The following is a 21725-nucleotide window of genomic DNA, read 5'->3' as shown; positions in this document are numbered from 1 at the left end:
ATGGACATGGGGAGTACTCCAGGAGTTGGGGGATTACCAGGCGTAGGCATTGGGCGCCTCGCCACCGGGGCCAGGCCAGAGCGCATCCAGTCGAGCCAGTGAGGCATCTGAGAGCTTCAGCGCAGGCGCCTTCAGGTTCTGCAAAAGCTGGTCCACCGTGCGCGGCCCGCTCAGCGCGGTGGTCACCACCGGGTTGCGCAGCAGCCAGGCCAGCGCCACGTCGGCGGGCGCCTCGCCCAGCTCATCGCAGAACGCTTCATACGCTTCCAGCTGAGGGCGCAGCTGTTCGATACGCTGCAGGAGGTGCGGGGTAGCGCGTCGGCCATTGGCGACCTTCTTCAGCACCCCGCCCAGCAGGCCCATGCCGATCGGGCTCCAGGGAATCAGGCCCAGCCCGTGGTAGCGCAGTGCCGGGATCACTTCCAGTTCCACCGTGCGCTGGGTCAGGTTGTACAGGCTCTGCTCGGCCACCAGGCCAAAAGCGTGCCGCGCGGTGGCCACGCCCTGTGCGGTGGCGATGTCCCAGCCGGCAAAGTTGCTGCTGCCCACGTAGGTGATCTTGCCTTCGCGGATCAGCTGTTCCATGGCCTGCCAGATTTCTTCCCATGGCGTGGCCCGGTCCACGTGGTGCATCTGGTACAGATCGATGTGGTCGGTCTGTAGCCGGCGCAGGCTGGCCTCGCAGGCGCGGCGGATGTGGTACGCCGACAGCCGGCGATCATTTGGGCCCAGCCCCATCGGCTGGTACACCTTGGTCGCCAGTACCAGCCCGTCACGCTTGCCACCGTGCTTCAACCAGCGCCCGATGATCTCTTCCGACACGCCGAAGCCCTGCGCCATGTCCGGCGACTGCGGTCCGCCGTAGACGTCGGCGCTGTCGAAGAAGTTGATGCCAGCGTCCACGGCGGCATCCATGATGGCGAAGCTGGTTGGCTCGTCGGCAAGCTCGCCGAAGTTCATGGTGCCAAGACCCAGCCGGCTGATCTTCAGGCCCGATCGGCCCAGAGAGGTGTAGTGCATGGGGGACTCCTTCAGGAATGCACAGGCAGGCGATGGTGCTGCGCCGAGCGCGCCGCGATGCAGGACGTGACCACCGAGCCCAGCAGCAGGACAGCGCTGAACCAGAACGTGGCGCGGTAGCCCTGGTGGTCCAGCAGCAGGCCGCCCACGGTCGCACCGATGGCGATGGCCATCTGCACCACGGCCACCATCAGGCCGCCACCGGCCTCGCCGTCATCGGGCAAAGTGCGGGCCAGCCACGACCACCAGGCCACGGGCGCCGACGTGCCAAGCAGGCCCCACAGGGCGAACAACACCGCCACCCTCGGCAGCGTGTTGCCGAGCAGGATCATGCACACAGCCACCACGGCCATCAGTGCGGGCAGCAGCACCAGTGTGCGGAAGAGTGCCTTGTGCACGAAGGGCTCGATCAACAACGTGCCGGCCAGGCCCGCAGCACCCATCAACAGCAGCAACAGTGACAACGTCGAAGGCGATACGTGCAGCGTGGCTTCCACGAATGGGCGCAGGTAGGTGAACAGCGAGAACTGGCCCATGAAGAACAGGCTCACGCCCACCATGCCCCACGCCACCGGCGGGCGCTTCAACAGCGCGAACACATTCCACGAAGCGCGCCCGGCGGTCGCCTTCATCGATGGCAGCGCGGCGATCTTCCACAACAGGGCCACCACAGCCACCGGCACCAGCGAGAAGAACGCGCCGCGCCAACCGATGATGGCGCCGAAGTAGCTGCCCATCGGCGCTGCAATGACCGTGGCAAGCGCGTTGCCGCCGTTGACGATGGCCAGTGCGCGGGGCACCTGGTGCGAAGGAACCAGGCGCATGGCGGTGGCCGCCGACATGGCCCAGAAGCCACCGATGGCCACGCCGATCAGCGCACGGCCCAGCATGAACACCGGGAAGCTGGGCGCCAGTGCCGCCAGCGTTCCCGAGAGGATCATTGCGGTAGTGAGGCCCAGCAGCAGCCATTTGCGGTCCAGCTGCCCGGCCAGTGGCGAGACCAGCAGGCTGGTGACCAGTGCAAATGCACCGGAAACCGCGATCGCCTGGCCTGCCTGGCCTTCACTGACCTGCAGGTCGGTGGCGATGGGCGTCAGCAGGCTGACCGGCATGAATTCGGAAGCGACCAGCGCGAAGGCGCCGAGTGACAGGGCCAACACCGCGCCCCATTCCCTGGGGGATGCCGAGCGGACAGGCGCGGCCATGCCTGCCCCAGCCGGGGGGAGATTGAGTGAACTCATGAAGGTTTCCAGGCCCAGAAGGGCGGTGACGGCGGAAGGCTCCGGCTGCCGGAGCTCCCGTGGTGGGGGAGGGGGCCAGTCTGGACCACGCACGGGTGTTTGATTAGATAATCAATTTCGAATGGGTCAATTAGTTGCGCTAATTAATCCCTGTGACACACTGCGCCCATGGCACGACGCAACTTCAATGACCTGCTGGCTTTCGTGACCGTGGCGCGGGAGGGCAGCTTCACCCGCGCGGCGGGCGTGCTGGGGGTCACCCAGTCCGCACTGAGCCAGGCCATCAAGACCCTGGAAGAGAGTCTCGGCATCCGGCTGCTGACCCGCACGACGCGCAGCGTTTCGCCGACCACGGCAGGCGAGCGCCTGCTGCAGTCGATCGGCAACCACTTCGACGACATCGAAATGGAGCTCGAAGCCCTTACTGCATTGAGGGACACGCCAGCCGGGCAGGTCAGGATCACCAGCGGCGACCACGTGCTGCGGACGGTGCTACTGCCCAAGCTGATGCCGCTGCTGCACCGCTATCCGGACATCCGCATCGAGTTCGACGTCAGCTATGCACTGCGTGACATCGTTGCCGACCGCTTCGATGCCGGTGTTCGCCTCGGTGAATCCATCGACAAGGACATGGTTGCCCTGCCCATCGGCCCGCGCCTGCGCATGGCCACCGCAGGGACGCCGGCGTACTTCGCTGCGCACGGAATGCCGAAGGTGCCAGGTGATCTGACCGGTCACCGATGCATCAACATCCGCTTGCCCACCAGCGGTGGACTGTATGTGTGGGAGTACGAGAAGAAGGGTCGCGAGATCAATGTGCGCGTGGATGGCCCGCTGGTGTTCAGCACGTCACCGCACATGGTCGATGCCGCGCTTGACGGCCTGGGCCTGGTGCATCTGCCCGTTGATGAGCTGGCACCCCATCTGGAAAGCGGCCGCCTGGTGCGGGTACTGGAGGACTGGTGCCCGCTGTTTCCCGGCTATCACCTGTATTACCCGAGCAGGCGGCAGCCATCCCCGGCGTTCAGCCTGGTGCTCGAGGCATTGCGGGTTTAGGTCGATAGAGTGTCGATGACCTGTTCGGCATTACGGCTGCGATGGGTTCACTGGAACAGGACCATCACCAGAGACTGTGGTTCTGGTATCACCCGACATCATCTCCGATGCCTTGCAGCCGCGTCTGTATGAATTCCAGCAGCGCCCGAACCCTTGCGGTAACCGAGCGCCGGTGGCTATAGGCACCCAGCAGCTGCAGCGGCGCCGGGCTCAGATCCAGCTGCACGTTCTGCAGCCGGCCCTCGGCCAGGTCCTGCTGGCACGGATAAGCCGCAACGACGGCGAAGCCCAGGCCCTGGCGCGCGCCCGCCACCGCAAGCTCCCCGCTGTTCACCCGATAGCGGCTGCGCACCGGCACCTTCACGATGTTCCCCGCAGCGTCGACAAACTGCCAGGGTTGGCCCTTCAGTGCACTGGCGGTAGTAATGCAGGGCAGGGACTTCAGTTCACGCACCTGGCGCGGCATCCCGGTTCTGGCCAGCAACGCTGGCGCGGCAACCACGATGCTCGGCAATGTCGCCAGCTCGCGGGTGATGAACGCACTGTCGTCCTGCGGCCCGCGATGGAAGAAGAGGGCAAGATCCACGTCCTCCCGCAGCAATTCCGGGCCGGTCAGGCGCGTGTCGCACTCCAGCTCGATGCCGGGATGCAGACTGCAGAACTCGGCCAGGATGGGGGCGAGCAGCCGGGGCGCCTCGTTCGGCATGCTCATCCGCAGCAGCCCCTTCAATTCGCGCTGCACCGCACCGAGCTCCTCCTCCGTGGAAAGCAGGGCATCGAGCAACGGCTTTGAACGCGCGTAGAGCAGCCTGCCGGCTTCGGTCATGCGCAGGTGGCGGGTGCTGCGCTCCAGCAGCCGAACCCCCAGCCGGCGCTCCAGCGAGGCCACGTGACGGCTGACGTTGGAGGAGGGCAGGGCCAGCAGGCGGGCCGCACCGGAAAAGCTCTGCTCGTCTACGACGGCCACGAAGACACGGACGGTGTTCAGATCGAAGCTGCTGCGCATCATTATCCCGACAGCGGTATGAATATCTCTCAGATTTGCATGCTAGTTGGCTCCATTGGCAGAGTCCAGACTGCAGGCCCGTCCCACGAATGCGCCGCAATGGCGCATCCGGGCGAATTGAAAAGGCTGCATCAGAATGGATATCGGAATACTGGGTGGCGGCATCGCGGGCTTGAGCGCGGCCCTCGCCCTGCACCGGCAGGGGCACAGCTGCCGCGTCTATGAGCGTCGGGCTACGCCATCCACCATGGGGGCTGGCGTGACACTGTGGCCCAACGCTGGTTTCGTGCTGCGGGAACTCGGGTTGCTGGAGGATGTTGGGGCAGTCGGCGGCCGGCCGGTATCAGTGCACCGCAAGGATGCCGCGGGTAATCCGCTGGGAGGCCTGGACATCACGCTGCTGGACCAGGTCATGGGATACCCGACCCATACGATCCTGCGCCGCGACCTGCAGGCGGTGCTGCTGGACCACGTGGCACGAGCGGGAATCCAGGTGCAGTTCGCGCATCGCGCGGTAGCGATTGAGCTGGAGGCCAACGGCAAGGCCACTGTGCGGTTCGACAACGGGCAGTGCATCCATCCGGATCTGCTTCTGGGTGCGGATGGTCGCATGGACTCGGTGGCACGCAGGTTCGTCGCAGGGGACAGCACGCCCATCTACCAGGGCTTCGTGAACTGGATCGGGGTCGCGCAAGGCAGGGAACTGGTAAGCGAGGTGGGGATCCAGGACTACTGGGGAGCCGGCGATCGCTTCGGTTGCGTCGCGATTCGAACCGATCAGGTGTACTGGGCGGCCGCCCAGGCACGACCACTACCTGCGGCGACGCCCCCGGCAGACATGCGCGACGAGGTAGGGGATCTGTTTGCAGGATGGCCCGAACCTGTCGCTCGTCTCATCGCGGCCACACCGACGCACTCCGTCCAGCGGATTGCCGTGCACGACCTTGAGCCGCTGCAGACCTGGAGCCGCGCAAACGTGCTGCTCATCGGCGACGCAGCGCATGCGCCGCTGCCGACCTCGGGGCAGGGGGCCTGTCAGGCACTGGAAGATGCCTGGCATCTGGTGCGATGCCTGGAGGGTGCAGAGGATTGCCTGGATGAGGTGCTGCCGCGCTTCGCCGCCCTCCGCGCCCCCAAGACCACGAAGCTGGCGGAGCAGGGCCGGATGTTCGCGCGCGGACTGTTTGCCAGCGACCCGGAAACCTGCCGCATCCGCAATGAGCGCGCCAAGGCGTCCGATCCAGTGCGTGATGCGCTGGCCATGGCCGCAGGCTGGTCGCAGGGCCTGCCGATGGCCGACCACGTTGAAAGGGCAGCGGCAAACAGCATGAGAAGCATGTATCGCCTTTGAAGGTGTCATGCAGCCAGAAGATCACGCGTTGCATGATCGCCCATCACCCACATTCACCCCGCAGCAGCGAAAATGCATCACTGGGCGCCCTGAAGCGCGCCACTCACTGCCTGCAGGATCGTAACGATGTCCAACACCCCCTTTGGTGAATCGTCATGCGCTGCCGCCGCCAGCGGTTGCGTCGAGGTGCGTGGTGCACGCGAGCACAACCTCAAGAATGTCGACGTTTCCATTCCGCGTAATGCACTGGTGGTGTTCTCCGGCGTATCGGGTTCCGGCAAGTCATCGTTGGCCTTCGGTACCGTCTTCGCCGAGGCGCAGCGGCGCTACTTCGAGTCCGTTGCGCCGTATGCCAGGCGCCTGATCGACCAGGCGGGTGTGCCGGATGTAGATGCCATCGACGGGCTGCCGCCGGCAGTGGCCCTGCAGCAGCAGCGCGGGGCCAGCAATGCGCGTTCGTCAGTGGGCAGCGTGACCACGCTGTCCAGCCTGGTGCGCATGATGTACTCGCGTGCGGGTGCGTACCCGGCCAACCAGCCCATGCTGTATGCCGAGGACTTCTCACCCAACACGCCACAGGGTGCCTGCAGCACCTGCCATGGCCTGGGGCACGTCTACGAAGTAACCGAAGCGCTGATGGTTCCGGACCCCTCGCTGAGCATCCGCGAGCGCGCCATCGCTTCCTGGCCGCCGGCATGGCATGGCCAGAACCTGCGCGACATCCTGGTCACGCTGGGCTACGACATCGACGTGCCGTGGAAGAAGCTGCCGAAGAAGGACCGGGACTGGATCCTGTTCACCGAGGAAGCCCCCAGCGTGCCGGTCTATGCCGGGTTCACGCCCGCCGAAACCCGTGCTGCGCTGAAGCGCAAGCAGGAGCCCAGCTACATGGGCACCTATACCGGCGCACGCCGCTACGTGCTGCACACCTTTGCCAACACCCAGAGCGCGCTGATGCGCAAGCGCGTGTCGCGCTACATGGAAGGCAAGCTGTGCCCGGCCTGTCACGGAAAGCGCCTGAAGCCGGAGGCGCTCTCGGTCACCTTTGCCGGCGTGGATATCGGCGAGTTCATGCGGCTGCCGCTGGACCAGCTGGCGGAGCTGCTGGAGCCCATCGCACAAGGTGATTTCGGCGCGCACAGCAAGGGCGCTCGCACCAGCAGGAGCGCGACACCCCGCGATCGCGCCCGGAGGGCCGCGAGTGGCCAGGCGACTCACGAGGGTGCCCCCGACGTGCGGCTGACCTCCGCCCTGTCCGAAGAGAAGCGCCTGGCAGCACAACGACTGGCAGGCGGGGTCGTGGCGCGTGTACGCCAATTGCGTGACCTGGGCCTGGGGTACCTCTCGCTGGACCGCGCCACGCCAACCCTGTCGGCCGGCGAGCTGCAGCGCCTGCGGCTGGCCACTCAGCTCAGCTCCTTGCTGTTTGGTGTGCTGTACGTGCTCGACGAACCCTCGGCCGGCCTGCACCCGGCCGACAGCCAGGCGCTGTACGACGCACTGGAGCGCTTGCGCGACGGCGGAAACTCGGTGTTCGTTGTCGAACACGATCTGGAGCTGATGCGCCGCGCGCAGTGGCTGGTGGATGTCGGGCCAGAGGCGGGCGAGCACGGTGGCCAGGTCCTCTACAGTGGCGAGCCCGACGGCCTGCGCCAGATCCAGGCTTCGCGCACGGCGCAGTATCTGTTCGACCAGGTGCCCGCACCCGCCAGCCGGCAGCGCAGCGCCAACCGCTGGCTGGAACTGAAGGGCATCCACCGCCACAACCTGCGGGGCGTGGACGCACAGGTACCGCTGGGGCTGCTGACGGCCGTGACCGGCATTTCCGGCTCGGGCAAGTCCAGTCTGATGGCGCAGGCACTGCCCGAGCTATTGCTGCTGCACCTCGGGCATGAGCCTGCCGACGACAACGCCGATAGCGCGCCCACCGACGGGCCGACCGTGATCGAAACGACGCGGGGTACATTGGCCGGCGATGTGGATGCCATCCAACGCGTCGTGCAGGTCGACCAGAAGCCGATCGGGCGCACGCCACGCTCCAACCTGGCCACCTATACCGGGCTGTTCGATCACGTGCGCAAGCTGTTCGCCGTAACACCCGCCGCGCGCCGCCGCCGTTTCGATGCCGGCCGCTTCTCGTTCAACGTGGCCAAGGGCCGGTGCGAGACCTGCGAGGGTGAAGGGTTTGTCAGCGTCGAACTGCTGTTCATGCCCAGCGTCTATGCGCCGTGCCCGACCTGCCACGGTGCGCGTTACAACGAGGCCACGCTGAAGGTGCAGTGGAATGACCGCAACATCGCCGAAGTCCTGCAGATGACGGTCGACCAGGCGCATGCGTTGTTCAATGAAGAGGACGCGATTGCCCGCCCGCTGCAGTTGCTGCAGGAGATCGGCCTGGGCTACCTGCGGTTGGGCCAGCCGGCCACGGAACTTTCAGGCGGTGAAGCGCAGCGCATCAAGCTGGCCACCGAGCTACAGCGCAGCCAACGCGGGCGCACGCTGTACGTGCTGGACGAACCCACCACCGGCCTGCATGCGTCGGACGCAGACAGGCTGCTGGTGCAGCTGCAGCGCCTGGTGGATGCGGGCAATACCGTGGTGATGATCGAGCATGACATGCGCGCGGTCGCACAGGCGGACTGGGTGATTGATGTAGGCCCCGGAGCGGGTGGGGCAGGGGGCACCATCGTCGCGAAGGGAACGCCGCAACAGGTAGCGCGCGCCAAAGGGAGCAGGACGGCGCCGTTCCTTGCGCGCGAGCTGGGGCAGGGCGGTTGAGGCACGGGCACAATTGAAAAAAGGCTCCGGCGAGATGCCGGAGCCTCGGGGGACTTACTTTTCCTGCAGGAACGTCAGCAGGTCCTGGTTGACCTTGTCCTTGTGGGTATCGGTCAGGCCATGCGGCGCACCCGGGTACACAATCAGCCTGGCGCCCTTGATCAGCTTCGCCGACTGGCGGCCGGAGATGTCGATCGGCACGATCTGATCGTCATCACCGTGGATCACCAGAGTGGGCACATCGAACTTCTTCAGGTCGGCGCGGAAGTCGGTGGCCGAGAACGCGGCGATCGAATCGTAGGTGTTCTTGTGGCCACCCTGCATACCCTGTGCCCACCAGGCATCGATCAGCCCCTGCGACACCTTCGCGCCCGGGCGGTTGAAGCCGTAGAAGGGGCCGGACGGGATGTCCTTGTACAGCTGCGCGCGGTTGTCCATCTGCGCCTTGCGGATGCCATCGAACACTTCGATCGGCAGGCCCTTGGGGTTATCGGCGGTCTTCAGCATGAGCGGCGGCACCGAGCTGATCAGCACCGCCTTCTTCACCCGGCCGGTGCCATGGCGGCCGATGTAGCGCGCCACTTCGCCGCCGCCCGTGGAGAAGCCCACCAGGGTGACATCGTGCAGGTCGAGCGTGTTGATCACCGTGGCCAGGTCATCGGCGTAGTGATCCATGTCGTTGCCATCCCACGGCTGGCTGGAACGGCCGTGGCCACGACGGTCATGGGCAATGACGCGGTAGCCGTGGTTGGCCAGGAAGATCATCTGCGATTCCCAGCTGTCCGAGTTCAGCGGCCAGCCGTGGCTGAAGGTGACGACCGGGCCGTCCTTCGGGCCCCAGTCCTTGTAGTAGAGCTGCACGCCATCGGCGGTGGTGATGTAGCTGGCGGTGCGCGCAATGCTGGTGACTGCTGCCGGCTTGGCCGGTTCGGCGGCCTGCGCGGACAGGCCGGCCTGGACCGAGAGGGCGAGGGCGGCAACGGCCAGGGAACGGGCAAAGGTGTTCATGCGGGGCGTCTCATGGGTGGGTGGTGAGACGTACTTTGCGGCCGAAATCGGGCGTCTGGATGATGACATGTACGAATTTCTTGATAGATCGTCCTGTTCCAACGCGCCCACCCGGCAGGTCGCGATGCCGCCCGTTGACAGGGTAGAACGCTCGTTCTACCTTGGCGCCGTGAACACAACTACCTCCGATACCCAGCAGAAGATCCTCGCCACGGCCGAGGCGCTGATCTACCAGAACGGGATCCATGCCACTGGCATGGACCTGCTGGTGAAGACCTCCGGCGTTGCCCGGAAGAGCATCTATCGGCACTTTGAAAACAAGGACCAGGTGGCCGCTGCGGCATTGAACGCGCGCGACGTGCGCTGGCTCGCCTGGTTCCAGCAGGAGTGCGACAAGGCTGACACCCCGGAAGCACGCATCCTCGGCATGTTCACCGTGCTCAAGGGCTGGTTCCAGTCCGAGGGCTATCGCGGCTGCGCGTTCATCAACACCGCCGGCGAAGTTGGCGACGCCGACGATCCGATTCGCCACATCGCCAAACATCACAAGCAGAAGCTGCTCGATTACACGCTGGAACTCACTACGCAACTGGATATCCAGCAGCCCGCCGCACTGGCGCGGCAGCTGCTGGTTCTCATGGAAGGCGCCATCACCGTCTCGCGCGTGATGGGCGACTACGACGCCGCAGACACTGCAAGGGATGTTGCAGCGGTGTTGTTGGAGCAGGCCAGGCGCTGACGCCCGAGCCATCAAAACCCGTCGAAGCACCCCGTTCATCCATTTGATTGGAGGCCCCACCGTGTCCATTGAAGCACCCCGTCCGCCACTTCCCCCGTTCACCCGTGAATCGGCCATCGAGAAAGTGCGCCTTGCCGAAGATGGCTGGAACACCCGCGATGCCGACAAGGTTTCGCTGGCCTATTCGCTGGACACCGAGTGGCGCAACCGTGCCGAGTTCACCCATGGCCGCGAGGAAGCGCGGCAGTTCCTGGCCCGCAAGTGGAGCAAAGAGCTTGAGTACCGGCTGATCAAGGAGCTATGGGCCTTCACCGACAACCGTATTGCCGTGCGCTACGCCTATGAGTGGCATGACGACTCCGGCAACTGGTTCCGCTCCTATGGAAACGAGAACTGGGAATTCGGCGCCGATGGTTTGATGCAGCGCCGGTTCTCGAGCATCAACGACATGCCGATCAAGGAAAGCGACCGCAGGTTCCACTGGCCGCTGGGGCGTCGCCCGGATGATCACCCGGGGCTGTCTGATCTGGGGATGTGATTCGCATTGCTTCCCGGAATGCAACATCACGTCCCCCTCCACGGGCCTACCGCAGCAACGGTGTGCTGCCTAGGCTGATCGCACACGGCATATGCCGTGTTCCGGGCCCACCGCTTGCGCAGTGGCCCGTCTTCCCATGAACCCTGCAGCGCTGGCCTGCCAGGCATCCGTGCCCTGGCAACGCCACGCCCTGCGCCGTGGGAAAGCGCCCGGAATCGTTCGCGCCAGCCTTGCATCGCTGCCCGCCCAATGCCCCTTCGTGGAGATCCCTCATGTTCAGTCTGGAAAACACCGCCGCGCCCATTGCCCCCGCCCTCGATGAACTGGTGCCCTCGCGCTACGCCCTCAAGGTGGGCGACGTCGAAGTGCTGGTGATCAGCGATGGTGTCCTGCCGTTGCCCACCCAGATGCTCGGCCACAACGTACCGGCCGCCGACCGTGCCGAATGGTTCGAAGAGATGTACCTGCCGCAGGATGCCTTCGACTGGGCATTGAACGTGATGGTGGTGCACAGCGGTGATCGCACCATCCTCATCGATGCCGGCCTGGGCATGGACCCGGACCTGCAGCTGCCGCGCGCCGGCCAGTTGATCCGCCGCCTCGGTGCCGCCGGTATCAACCTGGGCGAAATCACCGATGTGGTGATCACCCACATGCACATGGACCACGTCGGCGGGCTGCTGGTTGAAGGCGTGAAGGAACAGCTGCGCCCGGACCTGAAGATCCACGTGGCCGCGGCGGAGGTGGAGTTCTGGAAGTCGCCGGACTTCAGCCGCACCAACATGCCGCAGGGGTTCCCCGATGCACTGCGTGCCACGGCCAAGCACTTCTGGGCCGAGTACAGCAGCTATGTGCACACCTTCCAGGACGAACAGCAGATCGCGCCGGGCGTGACGGCCCGCCGCACCGGAGGGCATACCCCGGGCCACTGCGTGGTGCGCGTGGCGTCTGCCGGGCAGGCCCTGACCTTCGCCGGTGACGCGGTGTTCGCGGTCGGCTTCGACCAGCCGAACTGGCACAACGGCTTCGAGCACGACCCGGAGGAATCCGCGCGCGTCCGCATCGCCCTGCTGAAGGACCTGGCAGGCACCGGCGAAATGCTGGTGGCCACGCATCTTCCGTTCCCGTCAGTGGGCCGGGTGTCGCTGGAGGGCGAGACCTTCCGCTGGGTGCCGGTGTTCTGGGACTTCTGATCGGGTCCTGCGGCCATTGCACAGGCAGACGTTAACGATCGGGGCGCATCGGCGCCCCGGTCGAATCCCGCAAGAACGAGGTCGCAATGGATGCGATCCACGCGGGGCGCGGATCTACTGGATGGAGGTGGGCAGTGCCAGCCGCTGCAGCTTGTGCGGGTTGCGCTGCACCAGGATCTGCGTGATCCGTTCGCCATCGGTCTCGAAGGCCATCGCCGCTTCCAGCTCGCCATCGAAATAGCGCAGCAGTCCCAGCCGTCCGTTGAGCATGGCCGGCACCATCCGCAATTGCGCGCTGCGCCGCAGGTGCGGAGCATACAGCAGCTGGGCAATGCGAGCGCCCCCGACCATCGGTTTGGGGAAGCTGGTGACGATGCCGCCGCCGTCACCCACCAGCTCGGCCGACTCGGCCATCAGTGCCTTCATCGTTCGGAAATCGCCACTGGATGCGGCCTCGGCGAAACGGCGCAGCAATCTCTGGTGTACGTCCTGCGGGACGTTGTAGCGCGGGCGCTCTTGCCTGAGCTGCTGGCGCGCACGATGCACGATCTGCCGGCAGGCGGCTTCTGTCTTGTCCAGGGTGCGCGCGACCACCGCGTAGTCCTGATCGAACACGTCGTGCAGCAGGAAGGCCGCACGCGCATCCGGGGCCAACCGCTCCAGCACGCTGAGGAAGGCGACCGACAGATCACTGGCGGTTTCCAGCACATATTCAGGGGTACTGGTGTCATCGGTCAGCAGCGGCTCGGGCAACCACATGCCGACATAGTGTTCGCGCGTATGCCGTGCCAGGCGCAGGCCATCAATGGCGCGACGGGTGGTGGTAGCCACCAGCCAGGCTTCCGGATTCTCGATCTGTGACTGGTCGGCGCCATGCCAGCGCAGCCAGACATCCTGCACCACGTCCTCGGCTTCGTGCGAAGACCCGAGCATGCGGTAGGCCACGCCGAACAGGCGTGGGCGGAGGCGGGAGAACAGCGCAGTGGAATCGTCCATGCCAGCGTAGACGGGACAGGTCCCCGGATTGTGACACCCGGGGACCTGTCGTTGGCACCAGCGCCGGACGTGCGATCAATGCGGCGGCAGAACCGCCGGCTTGCCGATGTCCTTGATCAGGAACACCACGAACTTCGCCGGCTCGGTAGCGCTGGCGTTACGACCCACGGTGTGCAGATCGGCTGGGCCTTCATGGAAGGCCTCGCCCGGGCCGAGGGTGACTTCCTTACCGCCGGCCACGCCCATCACGATCCGTCCTTCCAGGACGTAGACGAAGCCATGGGCATCGTGGCGGTGCACCGGATCGGCGCCACCCGGCGGGTATTCCACGGTAAGGATCAGCGCTTCCTTGCCGGGCTGCTCCGGCAGGGCGCGGGTCATCACCTCGCGCACCAGGGGCTCGGGCGCAGCAGGGGGCGGGGTGGCGGCAGCGCTGCACAGTGGCAGCAGCGCAAGCAGGGCCAGAACAGAACGACGCATGGCAGGTCTCCAGTGCGGTAGGGGAGGGCCGCTGCATCGGGCAGCGGCGGAACGATCAGGCCAGGCCGGCCTTGTCCAGGCCAAAGGCCGTATCCAAGGTGCCGGGCGTAGTACGGAAGGCGACGTTGGCGCGGTTCCAGGCGTTGATCGCCATCACCGCGTGGGTCAGGTCGACGATCTCCTGCTCGGACAGCTGGCCGCGCACACGCGCGTACAGCTCGTCGGGCACACCCTGCGCCGGCAGCTGGGTCAGCACCTCGGTCCAGGCCAGGCAGGCACGCTCGCGCGGGCTGAACAGCGTCGATTCACGCCATGCCGCCAGGTGATGCAGGCGCAGTGGGCGCTCGCCGCGCAGGGTGGCCTCTTTCACGTGCATGTCCAGGCAGAAGCCGCAGCCGTTGAGCTGCGACGCACGGATGTTGACCAGATCGATGATGGCCGCTTCGATCGAGGCGGTATGGGCGGCATGCGAGTACAGGCCGAGCTTCTTGAACAGTTCGGGGGATTGCGCGGCGTAATCCAGGCGTGCGGTCATGGCGTGTTCCTGTAGCGAGTGAAGGACACAGCGAGGCTAGGCCTGCGCCCGCATTGCCGGTAGGCCGGGGCCGGGCCGCATGCTGTTGCATGAAAAACACCAATGGCCTGTCACAGCGGCCGATGCTCGGCCGTCTGCCGGGCATGGACACCTCAACGCACCTGCGCACCGCATTCCGCCCTGCCAGCGAGCAGGTCTGGCAGACCTTCCTGGCCGCACTGCGTGAATTGCCGCCCGATGCACGTGCGGTGCTGTTGCTGCACGACGTGCTGGGCGCCGGGTTCGAGGACATCGTGCCCCTGCTGGGGCTCGACCTTTCCGCGTGCAGGCAGCGCCTGGCGCTGGCGCGGAACCACCTGCACGCACAACGTGCTGGCCTGGAGCCAGGCCGCCCATGAACACCGCACAGCCCAGCCCGGCCAGCGACGGCCACGATGCGCTCAATGCATCCTTCTCCACCAGCTACGCCGGCGTGCTGACCTTCATTGCAGTGGCGGCCGAGGGCAGTTTCGCCCGCGCGGCCGACCGCCTTGGCATCGGCCGTTCGGCCGTCAGCCGCAGCGTGCAGAAGCTGGAAAGCCAGCTGGGCGTGCGGTTGTTCCTGCGCACCACGCGCTCGACCACGCTGACCCGCGAAGGCGAGCTGTTCCTGGAAGGCTGCAACCCGGGCGTGAACTGCATCCTGCAGGCGCTGGAGGAAATGCGCGACCTGCGCGAGGGCCCGCCGCGCGGGCACCTGCGCATCAGTGCCAGCCACGGCTTCGGCCGGCGGGTGATCGCCCCCTTGCTGGCCGCCTTCCGCGCCGAGTACCCGCAGGTCTCGGTAGAACTGCTGCTGGACGAGCAGGCCCCCGACCTGGCGGGTGACCGCATCGATGTGGCGTTCCGCGACGGCCTGCTGGAAGACAGCCAGGTGATCGCCAAGCAGCTCGTGCCGATGCAGCTGGTGGTGTGCGCGTCACCGGCGTACGTGAAGGCGCATGGTCTACCGTCGTCGGTGGATGCGCTGTCCACGCATGCCTGCATCGGGCGGCGCCTGCCGGGTGGGCGCATGCAGCCCTGGGAATTCCGGGTCGACGGCACCGATGTGCACCTGCAGCCGCCGGCCGCACTGGTGTTCAACGATGCCGACCTGGCCCTGCAGGCAGTCATCGACGGGCTGGGCATCGCCCAGCTGCCCAGCTATCAGGTACGTGAAGCGTTGTGGGCGGGCAGGGTGGTGACCTGCCTGGATCGGCATGCACCGCTCGATCGCGGCCACTACCTGTGCTACCTCAGCCGCCGCCAGCTTCCCAAGCGCGTGCGGGCCTTCATCGACTTCAGCACGCAGCGGGTGCGCGCGCTCGAACGGGATGTGATCTCGCATTGGGAAGCGCGCCAGCAGGCGACCCCCATGAAGCCAGGCGCACAGCCCGCCTGGGCCTGGACGCATTGGTGCGTGCCGGGCAACAGTGCGCGCCCCAGCGCGGACCTACTGCCCCGCACCCACGCTGCCTACGATTCCAGCATGCCTGGCCACAGCCGGTCGCCCCTTCTATATTCCAGGAGACACGTCATGAAATTCCTCGTCATCGGTGGTACCGGCCGCATCGGCAGCAAGGTGGTGGAGCGCCTGCGCACCGCCGGGCATGACATCGTGGTGGCAGCGCCCTCCACTGGGGTGGATGTGCTGACCGGTGAAGGCTTGGACGCCGCCATGGACGGCGTCGACGTGGTGGTGGACCTGGCCAACTCGCCCTCGTTCGAAGATGCAGCAGTGCTTTCGTTCTTCGTGACCGCTGGCCACAACATCCTGACCGCCGCCGCCCGTGCCGGCGTACGCCACCACGTTGCGCTTTCCGTCGTAGGCACCGACAAGCTTGCGGCCAGCGGCTACTTCCGCGGCAAGATCGCCCAGGAGCGCCTGATCCGCGATTCGGGCCTGCCGTACACCATCATCCATTCCACGCAGTTCTTCGAGTTCCTGCCGGGCATCATCCAGTCCGCCGGCAATGGGGCGACCCTGCGCTTGCCCGCCGCCGACGTTCAGCCGATTGCCGCCGAGGATGTTGCCGAAGCGGTGGCACGCATCGCGCAGGAGCCACCCCGCAATGACGTAGTGGAAATTGCGGGCCCCCAGCGCGCCGCGATGGCGGATCTGGCCAGGCAGTATCTGCAGCGGACCGGCGACCCGCGGCAGGTCGTGGCAGACGCCGAGTCCCTGTACTTCGGTGCGCCGCTGCAGATCGATACGCTGGTGCCGGTGGGGCAGGCTTGGCTGGGGCAGGTCGGCTTCGAAGCCTGGCTGCAGCAGTCCGGCCTGTTGCAGCGGCAGCCCGCCTGAGCGACGAATCGATCGCCTGCCAATGACCGAGCTGAAGCCACCTTCGCCCGCCATGCTGGACCGCTACCAGCGCGACGACGTGCAGCCGCTGTACACCGGCCGCGTGCGGGTGACCGGCGGCCAGGCCCAGCACGGGCGCGCGTCCGGCGTGGTGCGATCGGACGACGGTGCACTGGCGGTGGACCTGCGGCTGCCGCAGGAACTCGGAGGGCCTGGCGGCGGATCGAATCCCGAGCAGCTATTGGCCGCAAGCTACGCCGGTTGCTTCCACGGCGCCATGGTGCTGGTGGCCGGGCGTGCCGGCCTGCTGCTGCACAACCCCAGCGTCGAAGTGGCGGTCACCTTCGCCCGTGATCCGGCAGATGGGCTGTACCTGCTGTCTGCCGAGATCGTGGTCCATCTTCCCGGCATGGATGCGAACCTGGCCGGCGAAGTGGTGCGCAACACCGAACGCGTCTGCCCGTACGCCAAGATGTTCCATCGTGGCATCAGCCATGTGGTGCATGTTCGGGTCGGCCCGCAGTCCGCGCCTCTGTAGAGTCGAGCCATGCTCGACTATTGCCCTGACGTCCGCTTCCGGTCAACGGATGCACTCCTCATCTAAATCCGGCTAAGCTGCGGGACGTCCACGCGTGGAAACGCCAGATCCCCTCAAGAGGCTGCCATGGAAGTGCAGTATCAGCTGCTAGCGGGTGCATTGATGGGGGTCTTTGTCTTCCTGTTCTTTCTTGCGCGTGATTACTGGAAGAGGCCCAGCTGGCTGTTCGGCACCTTCGATCCCAATATGGGGTTTGGCTCTGAAGTCGAGCTCATCTCACAGGCCAACAAGACAATGCTCCTGCTTGGGGCGCTTGCGTTGATCTGGGCCATCGTCGGTCCTTCCCCCTACCGCAGGAACTGGGAGATCGAGGTCATGGGCCTGGTCCTCGGCATGCTCGTCAGCTATGTGCTGATCATCCGCCTTGCGTCTTCCCGCATTCGATCCAACCCGCATTGATCCCGCAGCGACCTGTGAAGCACCCCCAAAAAGCTGGACAGTTGGGCGGCCAAGCGCCCTTGTAGACTCGAGCCATGCTCGACTACTACGTGCCACATCGCGCCCCATCAGGCACCTCGTCCCCGAACATCTGCAGCACCCGATCCAACAGAACAGGTTCCGGCACGTCAGCGAGCACCTGCTCCAGATAGCCCATCGGCTCCAGCTGCCATTGAAACAACGCACGAAACTGCAGAGCGCCAGGCGCCCACTGCTTCGCGTCCAGTGATACCAGCAACAGTAGATGCTGCGAGCGCCTCTCCAGCCACAGCACCGGTACGGCTTGGCAGTGAATCTGGAGCTCGGCATCTCGATGCCGCTCGACGAACTGCATCGTCTGGCGGCGCAGCTGTGAGAAGCGATCGTCGTTGATGCGTTGGAACCCGACAGGCGAGGGCACCGGTGGCGCCGGCCACTGCACCTGTGCCGCAACCACCGCCACAAGACAGAGTGCGGTGGCCGCCCAGCGATGCCGCGTCACTCAGCCGTCCGGGCGTACCCGTGTGCAGGCGTGCGCTACGAGACCCAGCCCGGCCATGATCAGCCCCTCCATGACGCGGGGGCCGACGTATTGCTCCAGCTCGCCGTTCTCGCGGGCACGCTGTGCGGTCAACAGGATTTCCAGCACTACCCGAAGGCCGGCCAAGGAGCAATCGGTGTCCGCCAGGGCGATGCGCCGGCCGGGCATCTGATGGCGCTCCGGCCAAGGCTGACCATCGGAGGCGGCGCCGGAGCCGATGCTGTGCAGCAGGGCAATGAGCGTGTTCGGATCCAGTGCGGGGCCGTTGGCGGACTCGTCGTGGATCGGGTGCGGGGCAGGGGAGTGGGGCTGGGTCATGGCTGGGCTCCTTGCGTGCATGCAGAAGCCGCCACCGATAAAGGTGGCGGACGGTGCGTGGCGTCAGTGGCCTTTCAACGCGGCTTTGGTCCGCTCCAGCGAAGCGGCATTGTGACTGCGCGCGTGGCGCGACCAGTGCTGGGCATCATCGATGATGCTGTCGAACAGAGTGCGGCCCTGCCCACGGTGGGCGGATTGCGGCTGGGCCATCAACCCGTGCGGCGTGCCCGGACTCGACGCGGGCACGGGCCCGCCCGGTATTCAATGTGGCCCCGCAAGGTGTGGTGGCGGAGACCGGGGGCACGGGAGGCGCACCCACTTGGCCGCGCGCAAGCCGACTGGGGGAGGTCGGGTTTGCGCTCCGTTATCGAACAGTCCACCCGGCGCCCTGCACCTCCGATGGCAAGCGTGCCGGGCGGACCTGTTGTGCATGCACTTCCGGCAACCACCCGCCTGTCCCCAACCATCAGGACCACCCTATGAAGAGCACTCCCCGTCGGTCGGCCGATCACCGATTCACCCCGCTCGGTGCCGCCGTCTGCCTCGCGTTGAGCGCCACGCTGGCGCCAAGCCTCGCCTCGGCATACACCTTCCACGTAAATGGCGATCGGATCATCGCAACCGGCGGCGTCAACTACCAGGACCATATCCGCCTGCGGAACATGCTGGACGCGGCCGCCCGCAACGGTCGGGTCATCAACCAGGTCGTTTTCCGCGACAGCCCCGGCGGGGATGCGGCAGCAGGGCGGGGCACCGGCGAGTTGCTGCGCCAACGAGGCATCACCTCGGTGTTCCAGGGCAAGTGCATCTCGGCCTGCGGCACCAGCTTCATCGGTGGCGTCGAGCGTCGTATCGCCACCTACGACCTGCCCGAGCTCGATACGCGGTTTCCCGACAACATCTTCATGATTCATGGCAGCACTGCAGGCGGCAAGGTGGTGCCCATTGCACAGCAGGTATCAGACGATCACTACGCCAAGATGATGCAGGGGGTTGCCCCGCCGGAAGCCATTGCGCGGGTGGTCGGCGCCATCAACGGAATGATCGTTCCCAGCGGCTCCTTCCTCTACTACTACGACCCCAGTACCGGCAGGCCAGCACAGTTCTGCCCGACCGAGGCCACCTGCAAGGTGTACCCCGGCGTGGATATCCTCAGCGATCGCATCATCACCCGCGCAGAGCGCGTCGATCTGTCGGCCGACTACCTTCGCGTGTCAGGCAATGTGCGTGGCGACCTGAATCCCAACTTCCACGCTGCCCAGTACGAATATGACGTGGGCTATGGCGCTTCCACGTTCGATGCCGAAAAGGCAGCGGCCGGCGATACATTCGGCATGATCCGCCTCGACAAGGGGGCTGTGTGGACCGCAGACACATCCAGCGGCGCCGAGATTCTCTGGGCACAGGCCGGCAAAGTGGATGTAACCTCCGGCGCCCGGCTGGTCACACTGAATACCATCATCGACGCCACCGGAGGCGTCAACCTGGAAGGCGGTCGACTGAAGGCCGTCAATACCACGGTGGCAGGTTCGCTGCGCATCGGCAACGGCAGCGAACTGGAAAACGTCAGTACCCTGCTTGTAAAGCGTGGTGGTAGCGCCACCCTCAGTGGCGGCAACATCAAGACCGCCGTCGTGACGCTCGACCCCGGGGCGAGGTTGGAGGGAAATGGCAGGATCACGGCCACCGAGTACGTCAAGGATGAGTCCTCTCCCAACGAGCCGTGGAACGTTCCACAGGTAGCACGGGTGCGCGTGGCAGGCGGCGACCTGCATCCGCAGGGTGGTCGACTGACCGTAAATGGCTACGTCAGTTTCGCGTATTCCAACGCAGGTCGGTTGCTGTTCGATATCACCCCGGAGACACGCCAGGCAGGCCTCTTCCTGGATACGTTCGAGGTCCATCGCTGCGCCAGCGTGAGCACTTACTTCCAGTGCGATCGCGGACCCGCTGCAAAAGCGCCGGGCTTCCTGATCGGCGGCGACGTGGGCAAGCTCGCCTTGAATGTGGCGCCAGGCTACTACCAGCAGAATCTGGCCATTCCGCTGGTGGAGGGGCGGATCTATGCCAGCAAAGAGGGCGCCTTGTTGACGGGCAAGCTGCTGAAAGACCGCAGCAGTGAGTTCGACGCCAGTGTTCCGCAACTACAGGCTGGCCAGGTCGCCTTCACCAAGGCCGAGCGTCAGGATGGCTCGGGCTACAGCGTCGATCTGACCAGTGCAGAGGCAGGGAAGCGCATGTTCCACCCACGCGACAATTCGCTGCTCAGCTTCAGCATCCGCCAGACGGGCGACGGCATCTGGGCGATCGCCAACCCTGCCTTCGACGATGTCTCCCTGTTTGCCAACGCGGCGTCGGGCGGCGGCCTGGGCGAGGCATTGAAGAACGCAGCATCACGGCCGGCGTCGGCGCTGCATCCATTGCTGGGAATCCTGCAGTTTGCCGACCGCGACGTCATTGCCCAGCAGGCGGGTGCATTGCGGGGTGATGCGCACGCAAGCCTGCGTCTGGCCGACAATGCGCTGGTGGGCAGCATCGGCAGCGTCGTACAACAGCACCAGGCCGCCCGACGCAATGGCAGCGGCGATGCCGCAGGCCTGGCCGCACAAGCGGCGCAGGCGGCTTCGGCACAGCCGGGCATGGCCAACGGCACCCTGTTCAATCAGCTGGCCATACATCTGGTGGAGCCCGCTGGCCTCGGCAACAGCAGTGCAGAGGCCAGCGCACCGGCCGGCCGCCACGGGCTATGGGGCCGCGGCTTCGGCAGTCATGGCCGCATCGACGGCCAGGGCGGCGTGGCTGGGCTTAGCCACACCGTGGGCGGCATCGTGCTGGGTGCCGATACACAGGTTGCCGATGACCGCGTCACCTTGGGCGTCAGCGTCGCCGCCGCCGACATGTCCACCAAGGGGCGTGGTGGCTCCGGCTTCACCGGCGATGTGCGTGCGCTGGACGTGGGCGGCTATCTGGATGCCACATACTCGCGCGGCTACCTGTCGGCCTCCGTTCGCTATACCGACCTGCGCCACGATACCCGTCGCAGCATTGCCGGCATCGAAGGGCTGGAGACCCCGCTGCAGGCCAAGTACAACAACGATGCAATTTCAGCGCGCCTGGAACACGGCTTCTCGTTCACCACAGGCAAGGGATTGGTGATCCAGCCGCTGCTGCCGGTGCTTGACTATGCTCGCACCTCGGCCATCCGCTTCAACGAAGGGCAGGGGGCTGCGGCACTGGTCGGGCGTGGCGGCAGTCTGGAGAGCATTCGCGCAGGTGCCGGCCTGCAGCTGTTCAAAACCTTCGAAGGCAACCACGGCGAGCGCATCACCCCGCGTGCGCGCGTTGTCTGGCAGAAGGAGCTGGGCGATACCCAGGCACGTTACAGCACCGGATTTTCCGCCGCACCGGATCTTGTGTTCGGCACCAACAGCCAGACGGTGGGTGAGCAGGTGCTGGCGTGGAATCTGGGCGTAACCAGCCGCGCCAGCGACCGCCTGTCGGTCATGGTGGACTACATCGGCGAACGCCGCGATGGGCAGACCCAGAACGGCGTGCAGCTGGGGCTGGGTTACAGCTTCTGACGCAGC

21 protein-coding genes are annotated in these 21725 nt (G+C 65.9%); 11 read left to right on the top strand and 10 right to left on the bottom strand.

Annotated elements, in window-relative coordinates; all coding sequences use genetic code 11:
- Nucleotides 1-33 precede the first annotated feature (33 nt).
- Together EGM71_RS10455 and EGM71_RS10450 are read right to left on the bottom strand one after the other, a co-directional pair.
- Nucleotides 34-1020, bottom strand: a complete 987-nt coding sequence (locus EGM71_RS10455) for an aldo/keto reductase (protein ID WP_188489691.1) — start codon at nt 1018-1020, stop codon at nt 34-36.
- Between the two features lie 11 nt (nt 1021-1031).
- Nucleotides 1032-2261, bottom strand: coding sequence for an MFS transporter (locus EGM71_RS10450; RefSeq protein ID WP_188489689.1), 1230 nt, complete (start codon nt 2259-2261; stop codon nt 1032-1034).
- 168 nt (nt 2262-2429) lie between these two features.
- On the opposite strand from EGM71_RS10450, the gene EGM71_RS10445 reads away from it, so the two are divergent.
- Nucleotides 2430-3317 carry a LysR family transcriptional regulator gene (locus tag EGM71_RS10445; RefSeq protein WP_188489687.1) on the top strand — a complete coding sequence of 296 codons (888 nt, stop codon included), beginning with the start codon at nt 2430-2432 and terminating at the stop codon, nt 3315-3317.
- Nucleotides 3318-3405: 88 nt separating this feature from the next.
- Here EGM71_RS10445 and EGM71_RS10440 read toward each other — a convergent pair whose 3' ends face one another.
- Complete coding sequence (locus tag EGM71_RS10440; protein WP_188489685.1) at nt 3406-4323, bottom strand: LysR family transcriptional regulator; 918 nt, start codon at nt 4321-4323, stop codon at nt 3406-3408.
- Between the two features lie 136 nt (nt 4324-4459).
- Between EGM71_RS10440 and EGM71_RS10435 the strand changes: the two genes are divergently transcribed.
- Both EGM71_RS10435 and EGM71_RS10430 read left to right on the top strand, forming a co-directional pair.
- Entirely contained in the window at nt 4460-5674 is a 1215-nt protein-coding gene (locus EGM71_RS10435) for an FAD-dependent monooxygenase (protein ID WP_188489683.1), read from the top strand.
- 126 nt (nt 5675-5800) lie between these two features.
- A complete protein-coding gene (locus EGM71_RS10430) occupies nt 5801-8452 on the top strand; it encodes an excinuclease ABC subunit UvrA (protein ID WP_188489681.1) in 2652 nt (883 codons plus the stop codon).
- A gap of 54 nt (nt 8453-8506) precedes the next feature.
- Here EGM71_RS10430 and EGM71_RS10425 read toward each other — a convergent pair whose 3' ends face one another.
- The gene (locus tag EGM71_RS10425; protein WP_188489679.1) at nt 8507-9460 is read right to left on the bottom strand and encodes an alpha/beta fold hydrolase; all 954 of its coding nucleotides are present in this window, start codon (nt 9458-9460) and stop codon (nt 8507-8509) included.
- A gap of 124 nt (nt 9461-9584) precedes the next feature.
- Between EGM71_RS10425 and EGM71_RS10420 the strand changes: the two genes are divergently transcribed.
- From EGM71_RS10420 to EGM71_RS10410, 3 genes are all read left to right on the top strand, one after another.
- The gene (locus EGM71_RS10420) at nt 9585-10199 is read left to right on the top strand and encodes a TetR/AcrR family transcriptional regulator (protein WP_430544085.1); all 615 of its coding nucleotides are present in this window, start codon (nt 9585-9587) and stop codon (nt 10197-10199) included.
- 61 nt (nt 10200-10260) lie between these two features.
- Entirely contained in the window at nt 10261-10737 is a 477-nt protein-coding gene (locus tag EGM71_RS10415) for a DUF1348 family protein (protein ID WP_188489677.1), read from the top strand.
- A gap of 272 nt (nt 10738-11009) precedes the next feature.
- Complete coding sequence (locus tag EGM71_RS10410; protein ID WP_049463386.1) at nt 11010-11930, top strand: MBL fold metallo-hydrolase; 921 nt, start codon at nt 11010-11012, stop codon at nt 11928-11930.
- Between the two features lie 114 nt (nt 11931-12044).
- Here the strand turns inward: EGM71_RS10410 and EGM71_RS10405 are convergent, their stop codons facing one another.
- From EGM71_RS10405 to EGM71_RS10395, 3 genes are all read right to left on the bottom strand, one after another.
- Entirely contained in the window at nt 12045-12926 is an 882-nt protein-coding gene (locus tag EGM71_RS10405) for an RNA polymerase sigma-70 factor (protein WP_188489675.1), read from the bottom strand.
- A gap of 75 nt (nt 12927-13001) precedes the next feature.
- Nucleotides 13002-13406, bottom strand: coding sequence for a cupin domain-containing protein (locus tag EGM71_RS10400; protein WP_032127296.1), 405 nt, complete (start codon nt 13404-13406; stop codon nt 13002-13004).
- Nucleotides 13407-13461: 55 nt separating this feature from the next.
- The gene (locus tag EGM71_RS10395) at nt 13462-13941 is read right to left on the bottom strand and encodes a carboxymuconolactone decarboxylase family protein (RefSeq protein ID WP_043033451.1); all 480 of its coding nucleotides are present in this window, start codon (nt 13939-13941) and stop codon (nt 13462-13464) included.
- A gap of 89 nt (nt 13942-14030) precedes the next feature.
- On the opposite strand from EGM71_RS10395, the gene EGM71_RS10390 reads away from it, so the two are divergent.
- The 4 genes from EGM71_RS10390 (at nt 14031) to EGM71_RS10370 (ending at nt 17261) form a co-directional block, all read left to right on the top strand.
- On the top strand, nt 14031-14339 hold the full coding sequence (locus EGM71_RS10390; RefSeq protein ID WP_110712368.1) for a sigma factor-like helix-turn-helix DNA-binding protein: 309 nt from the start codon (nt 14031-14033) through the stop codon (nt 14337-14339).
- Nucleotides 14336-16264: a LysR substrate-binding domain-containing protein gene (locus tag EGM71_RS20825; RefSeq protein WP_223224570.1), complete on the top strand. Its 1929-nt coding sequence runs from the start codon at nt 14336-14338 to the stop codon at nt 16262-16264. Before EGM71_RS10390 ends, EGM71_RS20825 begins: the two co-directional genes overlap by 4 nt.
- Nucleotides 16265-16286: 22 nt before the next feature.
- Nucleotides 16287-16802 (top strand): Ohr family peroxiredoxin, encoded by a 516-nt coding sequence (locus EGM71_RS10375; RefSeq protein WP_188489670.1) that lies wholly within the window; start codon nt 16287-16289, stop codon nt 16800-16802.
- Nucleotides 16803-16928: 126 nt separating this feature from the next.
- The gene (locus tag EGM71_RS10370) at nt 16929-17261 is read left to right on the top strand and encodes a hypothetical protein (protein ID WP_188489668.1); all 333 of its coding nucleotides are present in this window, start codon (nt 16929-16931) and stop codon (nt 17259-17261) included.
- 85 nt (nt 17262-17346) lie between these two features.
- On the opposite strand, the gene EGM71_RS10365 is transcribed toward EGM71_RS10370, so the two are convergent.
- The 3 genes from EGM71_RS10365 to EGM71_RS10355 form a co-directional block, all read right to left on the bottom strand.
- Nucleotides 17347-17781, bottom strand: a complete 435-nt coding sequence (locus tag EGM71_RS10365) for a hypothetical protein (RefSeq protein WP_188489666.1) — start codon at nt 17779-17781, stop codon at nt 17347-17349.
- The gene (locus tag EGM71_RS10360) at nt 17782-18138 is read right to left on the bottom strand and encodes a hypothetical protein (RefSeq protein ID WP_188489664.1); all 357 of its coding nucleotides are present in this window, start codon (nt 18136-18138) and stop codon (nt 17782-17784) included. It abuts the gene before it with no gap.
- Between the two features lie 63 nt (nt 18139-18201).
- Entirely contained in the window at nt 18202-18348 is a 147-nt protein-coding gene (locus tag EGM71_RS10355) for a hypothetical protein (RefSeq protein ID WP_188489933.1), read from the bottom strand.
- A 56-nt stretch (nt 18349-18404) separates the two neighbouring features.
- Here EGM71_RS10355 and EGM71_RS10350 point away from each other — a divergent pair, with 56 nt between their 5' ends.
- Nucleotides 18405-21719 carry an autotransporter outer membrane beta-barrel domain-containing protein gene (locus EGM71_RS10350; protein ID WP_223224569.1) on the top strand — a complete coding sequence of 1105 codons (3315 nt, stop codon included), beginning with the start codon at nt 18405-18407 and terminating at the stop codon, nt 21717-21719.
- The last annotated feature ends 6 nt before the right edge of the window (nt 21720-21725 follow it).

Source organism: Stenotrophomonas maltophilia, from assembly GCF_006970445.1.
GTDB classification, from domain to species: Bacteria; Pseudomonadota; Gammaproteobacteria; order Xanthomonadales; family Xanthomonadaceae; genus Stenotrophomonas; species Stenotrophomonas maltophilia_AU.
This window is presented reverse-complemented; position numbering and strand designations above follow the sequence as displayed.